This is a genomic window from Pseudoalteromonas sp. bablab_jr011, assembly GCF_016464045.1.
Lineage (GTDB): Bacteria > Pseudomonadota > Gammaproteobacteria > Enterobacterales > Alteromonadaceae > Pseudoalteromonas > Pseudoalteromonas lipolytica.
Map to the genome: position 1 here is coordinate 1 of NZ_JACDWU010000081.1, position 6,569 is coordinate 6,569.

Consider the following 6,569-nt stretch of genomic DNA (forward strand, 5'->3'; position numbering starts at 1 on the left):
GCCAGCGACTTGGAATACATTTTTTGCCAAATCAATTGATAATGTGCTAATTTTCATGACGGACGTTCCCTTTTAACTGAGTGTGAGTTAACCAGTTTGGCGCATTGACGCCGTTTAGGGGAGCGTCCATCTCATCATCCAAGGACTAAAATACATTACTGATCGTGTTAATACACCGATTATGGCCGACGAGAGTGCTTTTTCTCCTCAGCAGGTTATTCAGCTTTTAGAGCTTGGCGCCGTTGATATTATTAATATTAAGCTGATGAAAACCGGTGGGTTGAGCCGTGCGATTGAAATAGCCAATATCACTGCGCAGTATCAAGCGCAGTGTATGATTGGCTGTATGCTTGAGGGCAGTATTGCTGTGGCGGGTGCTGCACATTTAGCATCAGCAAAAGCCCAACAAATTAGTAAAATTGATTTAGACGGTCCAGCCCTTGGCCAGTATGATCCGGTGCAAGGTGGGGTTGAATTTAATGGCCCGCAGATCACGCTTTCGGATGCCCCAGGTCTTGGTATTGAATCAATCAACGGTCTTGAACTGATAACAAATGGAGTGTGGCCAGAATGAAAAAAATCTTTAGTTTTGTTGCAGCAATGAGTTTAACCGCCTGTGCAAGCTCGCAGCAGTACACGCCTGTGATTGATAATACACATCAACAATTAGTTGTGGTTGTAGCCAATGACAGTGACGCAATTGATGCGACGCTTTATCGCTTTGAAAAAAAAGGGCGACAATGGCAACAACAAGGTGATCAACACGCTGTTGTGCTTGGGCGTACTGGGCTTGCTTGGGGTGTTGGCTTACATCCAGCACAAGCTGGTTTGCAAAAACAAGAGGGGGATGGCAAAGCGCCAGCGGGTATCTTTGAACTAGGTACTGCATTTGGTTACTTAGACACATTACAAACGAATCTTAGCTATCAAGCTATGACTGCTAACGATTACTGCATTGATGTAAAAGGGTCTCCTTTTTACAACCAACTCGTTGATAAGTCAGAAGTGGGAGACGCTGCGGTAAAAAACTCATCTGAATGGATGCGCCGTGATATTTACAGCCAAGACGACTTATATAAAAAGGGGATCGTGGTAAAGCACAATCCTTACAATGTCGATGGGGCGGGCAGTTGTATTTTTATGCATTTATGGCGTGCGCCCAGTAAACCAACAGCAGGATGTACAGCGATGACCGAAACCGATATGGATACCTTATTAGCTTGGCTTGATGAGCGTAAAAAACCATTATTGGTGAGTTTAACTAAGCAGCAATATCAGCAAAAACAAAGTCAGTGGCAATTGCCGGTACTGGAAAATTAAAAATAATAAAATAAAAGTATTTTATTTTTGTCGTAATGGTGGAATAATATATTCCATTAAGGTTTGAGTTAGGATAATAAATGAGTGCAAATTACGCATTACTCGATTGGTTAGTATTCGCAAGTTATGGCGCAATTTTATTGCTCAGTGGCTGGTGGTTTAATCGCAAACGTGCCAACTCAAGCCAAGATTTTTTCTTGGGTGGAAATAGCATGCCGACCTGGATGGTGGCTATTTCTGTTTTGGCGACGTCGCAATCTGCGGCAACCTTTATTGGTGGCCCAGATCAAGGTTATCAAGGTGATTTTTCTTATATCGCAACAAATATAGGGGCGTTTATTGCGGCATTTGTGGTGTCGGCATTTTTAATTCCTAAGTTTTACCAACAAAAAGTGTACACAGTGTATGAGCTGTTAGAAAAGCGTATAGGCCCAAAAGCTAAACGCCGTAGCGGTTTAATGTATTTATTTGGTCGTGTGTTTGCCAGTGGTGCGCGTCTTTATATGGCAGCCATCGCGGTGGCTATGATTTTATATGGCAATATACATGCCGACAGTGTGGTGATAGCGACCTTAGTACTGGCGCTGGCGGGTTTACTTTATACCTTTTTAGGCGGGATCCGCAGCGTTATCTATTCTGATGTTTTACAGAGTGTTGTTTATGTTAGTGCAGCGATCGCGGTTATTTGGTGTTTGCTGAATATTATTCCTGCCGATTTCTCGACCATTATAGCCACCTTAAATGAACCCGCTCCTGGTGCTGACTCGAAACTTACTTTGTTTAAGTTTGATTTAGACTTTACGCCATCAGGGGTATTCAATATGGCCTCTGTATTAACCGGGTTTGTATTGTTAAATATTGCAGCATTTGGCCTTGATCAAGACATGACACAGCGTTTATTAACCTGTAAGAGTCCAAAAGAAGGCAGTAAGGCATTATTGCTATCGGTGCTGATGGTAATACCGGTTATGGCTATTTTTATCTTCATTGGCATGCTGCTTTATATTGTTTATCAGCAACCAACACTTATGAATAATCAGGCTGGAGAGGCGGTTGTACAAGAGTTTAATGGCGAAAAAATTACTATTTTTATGTATTACGTATTAAATGAAGTACCTGCAGGAATTAAAGGCTTGGTTAGTGTGGGCATAATTGCTGCGGCGATATCAACATTAAATTCGGGGCTGAGCTCAATGTCATCAGTGATAGTGCAAGATTTATATCGCCCGTATCTAGAAAAAGCCAATAAACACGTGAGTGACCACCACTTTGTTACAGCTGGTAGAGTGGGGATGGCAGTAGTTAGTTTAGCGTTGGCGTTGATGGCAATACTTTGCTATTTCTGGCAGCAATACAGTGATATGCCGTTATTAAAGTTTGCCTTAAGCGTTATGGTGTTTTCGTACAGCGGTTTATTGGGTGTTTATTTCACAACGTTATTTACAAAACGCGGCAGTGAAGGTTCTGTGCTCGCTGCATTAATTGTTGGTTTTGTTGTTACGCTATTAATGCAACCCTATATGATTGATTGGTTATTGCCTGAGTCGATGCGCTTTTATTTAGGTTTTACTTGGCAGTTATGTATTGGCACCTTGTTATCAACATTAGTGTGTTGTGTTGGCAAACCCAAAGCAAGTAATGAGGCATTTGCATAAATGACAGTGCGTTATGTTCTAGCCATTGATGGTGGCGGTACTAAAGTTTTAGCTGAACTGACAGAGCAATCCTCACAATTGACGTTTCGCTCACAAGGCGGGCCCGCGTCTATTTCGAATGATCTTGATTTAGCAGTTGAGAATATTGTGAAGGTTGTTCGAGACGTTTGCGAACAAAGTGGTGCAAAGGCCAGTGATATCGTTGCTGTAATGGGCCTCGCCGGAGGTGCATCAACCACATTAGCTGAGCAAGTTAAAGTAATGCTCAAGCTAATTTACGAGATTGAGTTTGCAAGTCTTCGCATAGAGAGTGATGCCATTACATCGCTTTATGGTGCAAATTTGGGGGAACCTTGTGTTGTTGTTGCCCTTGGTACAGGTGCTGTCGGTGCGCGTTTACAATCAAACAACCAAGCTAAATTAGTCGGTGGTTGGGGTTTTACTGTGGATGACTTTGGTGGCGGCGCGCGTATTGGTCTAATGGCTGTACAGTATTTATTAAACGATATAGATTGTTACGATTTACCAAAAAGCCGATTAACGATTCGCTTGAGTGAGCAGCTAGGATGCACTCGTCAAGCAATTAGTCATTGGCTTAAACAAGCCAAACCCGCGGATTATGCACGTTTTAGTCCGCTTGTGTTTAGCTTACAAAACGAATGTAAAGTAGCCAATAAGGTATTAACTGAGCACACGACGTCAGTGGTTGAGTTAATTAATAAAAGTCGCGGTACATCGCCGTTACCCGTAATTTTAATTGGGGGGCTTGCTAAGGTGAGCCAAGACTTATTGCCACTTACATTGCAAAACGAATTATCTCCTTGTAAAGGGGATTCATTAACTGGTGCCGCTATACTAGCGGTAAAGCATTACCATGACATTATTGAAAAAGGACAACGTAATGAGCCCTGAGCACGTCTTTAAGCATCAAAGTGAGTTACTTGAAGAATTAAACGGTATTGTCTCTGAAGGACAAAACCCTGACACTTTGGATATCGATCTGCTCAGCACCACTGAGATCCTCACAAAAATCAATAATGAAGATCACAAGGTTGCAGCAGCCGTTAAGCTGGTTATCCCGCAAATAAGCTTAGCAGTAGATCATATTGTTGAAGCATTTCAACAAGGTGGCAGACTTATTTATATAGGCGCAGGCACTAGCGGCCGTTTAGGTATTCTTGATGCTGTTGAGTGTGCCCCGACCTACAGTGTGAGCGAACAGCAGGTTTTAGGCATTATTGCTGGCGGTGACACCGCGTTTAAAAAAGCTGTTGAGGGTGCCGAAGATAGCACCACACTTGGTGTGGAAGATTTAAAAAATGCGAACCTTACAGGAAAAGATATCGTTGTGGGTATCGCTGCCAGTGGACGTACTCCATACGTGTGTGCTGCAATTGAGTATGCTAAGTCGTTAGGGTGTGTCACGGTGGGCATTACGTGTAACCCCGATTCAGCGGTGATGCGTTTACCGCAAATTGGTATTTGCCCTGTGGTAGGGGCAGAAGCTGTGACAGGCTCAACACGAATGAAGTCGGGTACGGCACAAAAGCTTGTACTTAATATGTTAAGCACTGCCAGTATGATCCGCACCGGTAAAGTGTATAAAAACCTGATGGTTGATGTAAATGCAAGTAACGAAAAGCTCCATGCACGTGCTATTCGTATAGTGATGCAGGCAACTAGTTGCTCACAGCAGCAAGCTGTCGATGCTTTAAAGCAAGCCGAGCAAAGTGCCAAATTAGCTATTTTGATTGTATTAACGGGTAAGCCTGCAGATGAGGCAAAACAGCTGCTTTGCCAAGCGAATGGGTTTTTACGTAAAGCGGTGGAGGAATAATGCGTTTTTTAGCCATTTTAATTGTGAGCTGTTTAGCATTACTTGGTTGTAAGGAAACGCCAGTTAATGTGCCAGAAAAAGCACAACCATTACAAGTGGGGGCTGTTAACTATCAAGCCTATGTGCCAGAACTTAAAGGCAAGCGCGTTGGTTTAGTTGTCAATCAAACGTCAGAAATTAATGGTCAACATTTAGTCGACTTTTTACTCGAAAAAGGGGTTGTGGTGCGTAAAATATTTGCCCCGGAACATGGTTTTCGAGGCGATCATGATGCGGGTGCCCATGTAAAAAGTACTGTAGATGCCAAAACGGGTATCGATGTTGTTTCTATATACGGCAGCAATAAAAAACCGAACCCAGAAGCACTGGCTGATCTGGATGTTATTATTTTTGATATCCAAGATGTCGGTGTGCGCTTTTATACATACATCAGTTCAATGCATTATATGATGGAAGCGGCTGCTGAGAACGGTAAAGCATTTATTGTCCTTGATAGACCCAATCCGAACATTGCTTATGTCGATGGGCCAATTTTAGATCCCAAATTCCGTTCGTTCGTGGGTATGCATGAAATTCCCGTTTTACATGGTATGACGGTTGCTGAGCTTGCACAGATGATTAAAGGCGAAGGGTGGATCAATAACGCAGCTGAACTTCAGCTATCAGTGGTACCGGTGGCGAATTATAAGCGCACCATTACTTACGACTTGCCAGTAAAACCAAGCCCTAATTTGCCAAATGCTCAATCTATTCAGCTTTATCCATCATTATGCTTCTTTGAAGCGACACCCATAACCATTGGTCGTGGAACTGATTTTCCGTTCCAAGTCGTCGGCTATTCACCTGTAAAACTAGGAGAGTTTAGTTTTACGCCACGTGCGATTAAAGGGGCATCAATGAACCCTAAATTCAAAGACGTTGAGGTTTTTGGTCAAGATTTACGTGATTCAAACATGCATGGCTTAGATTTAAGTTTATTTATTGCTGCTTATCAACAACTAACCGATTCACAGCAGTTATTTTTTGAACGTGCTGAGTTTATGGATAAGTTAGCGGGCACAGATAAGCTTCGTTTAGCGATTGAGGCGGGACAAACCGAGCAACAAATAAAACAGAGTTGGCAAACTGAGCTTGCGGCATTTAAACGTAAGCGACAGCCCTATTTACTGTATCAATAACAAAACATATTTCAAAAAGAGGCACTTGCCTCTTTTTTTATTATCACTTTTTGACGGCTGTGGTAAATTTAGGCCCTGAATAATTAAAAGGATGTATTATGAAGGTCTATTTTTGTGCGGCAGTATTTGCCTTACTCTCTGGCTGCTCACAGGCCCCTAGCAAGGCTGCACGTATACTTGACTTAAGCGCCGATAAAAGCGCTGCAGATCGAGCTATGGGCATTAAAACGCGTAACTAAACCTAGCTATCCTAAAGTGGCACAGATGACCAAAAAAGCGGGCAGTGCACGCTTCATTATTACGATTGATCAACACGGGAATAGCAAAGATATTACCTTTCTAGAAAGTTTCCCCGCAGGCATGTTTATTAGTGAATCGCGTGAAGCACTTAGTGACTGGCACTGCAAGCAACATCAAAAAACAGCCAGCAACACGCTATTATACCAATCCGCAAAAATACTTAATCATTTTGAGTGATCAAACCAGTCGCTACCTGCGTTAAAAATTTCTGATTTACGACTGCATGGATGCAGGAGGTAGAGCCTGTCTCTTATACACATCTCCGAGCCCACGAGACCC

At 42.7% G+C, this 6,569-nt stretch carries 8 protein-coding genes; all 8 read left to right on the forward strand.

Features of this window, described 5'->3' with window-relative positions:
* Positions 1-136: 136 nt before the first annotated feature.
* The gene (locus JIG41_RS02390) at positions 137-574 is read left to right on the forward strand and encodes an enolase C-terminal domain-like protein (RefSeq protein ID WP_312000474.1); all 438 of its coding nucleotides are present in this window, start codon (positions 137-139) and stop codon (positions 572-574) included.
* Complete coding sequence (locus tag JIG41_RS02395) at positions 571-1,320, forward strand: L,D-transpeptidase (protein ID WP_065978429.1); 750 nt, start codon at positions 571-573, stop codon at positions 1,318-1,320. The genes JIG41_RS02390 and JIG41_RS02395 overlap by 4 nt, the downstream gene beginning before the upstream one ends.
* An 80-nt stretch (positions 1,321-1,400) precedes the next feature.
* Positions 1,401-2,975 carry a sodium:solute symporter gene (locus JIG41_RS02400; RefSeq protein ID WP_199524209.1) on the forward strand — a complete coding sequence of 525 codons (1,575 nt, stop codon included), beginning with the start codon at positions 1,401-1,403 and terminating at the stop codon, positions 2,973-2,975.
* Entirely contained in the window at positions 2,976-3,887 is a 912-nt protein-coding gene (locus tag JIG41_RS02405) for a BadF/BadG/BcrA/BcrD ATPase family protein (protein WP_051501818.1), read from the forward strand. It begins immediately after the preceding gene.
* Positions 3,877-4,812, forward strand: coding sequence for an N-acetylmuramic acid 6-phosphate etherase (gene murQ, locus JIG41_RS02410; protein ID WP_036970545.1), 936 nt, complete (start codon positions 3,877-3,879; stop codon positions 4,810-4,812). Before JIG41_RS02405 ends, murQ begins: the two co-directional genes overlap by 11 nt.
* Positions 4,812-5,990 (forward strand): exo-beta-N-acetylmuramidase NamZ domain-containing protein, encoded by a 1,179-nt coding sequence (locus JIG41_RS02415; RefSeq protein WP_036970543.1) that lies wholly within the window; start codon positions 4,812-4,814, stop codon positions 5,988-5,990. Before murQ ends, JIG41_RS02415 begins: the two co-directional genes overlap by 1 nt.
* A gap of 98 nt (positions 5,991-6,088) precedes the next feature.
* Entirely contained in the window at positions 6,089-6,229 is a 141-nt protein-coding gene (locus JIG41_RS02420; protein ID WP_182396161.1) for a hypothetical protein, read from the forward strand.
* Entirely contained in the window at positions 6,198-6,467 is a 270-nt protein-coding gene (locus tag JIG41_RS02425; protein ID WP_312000475.1) for an energy transducer TonB, read from the forward strand. The genes JIG41_RS02420 and JIG41_RS02425 overlap by 32 nt, the downstream gene beginning before the upstream one ends.
* The last annotated feature ends 102 nt before the right edge of the window (positions 6,468-6,569 follow it).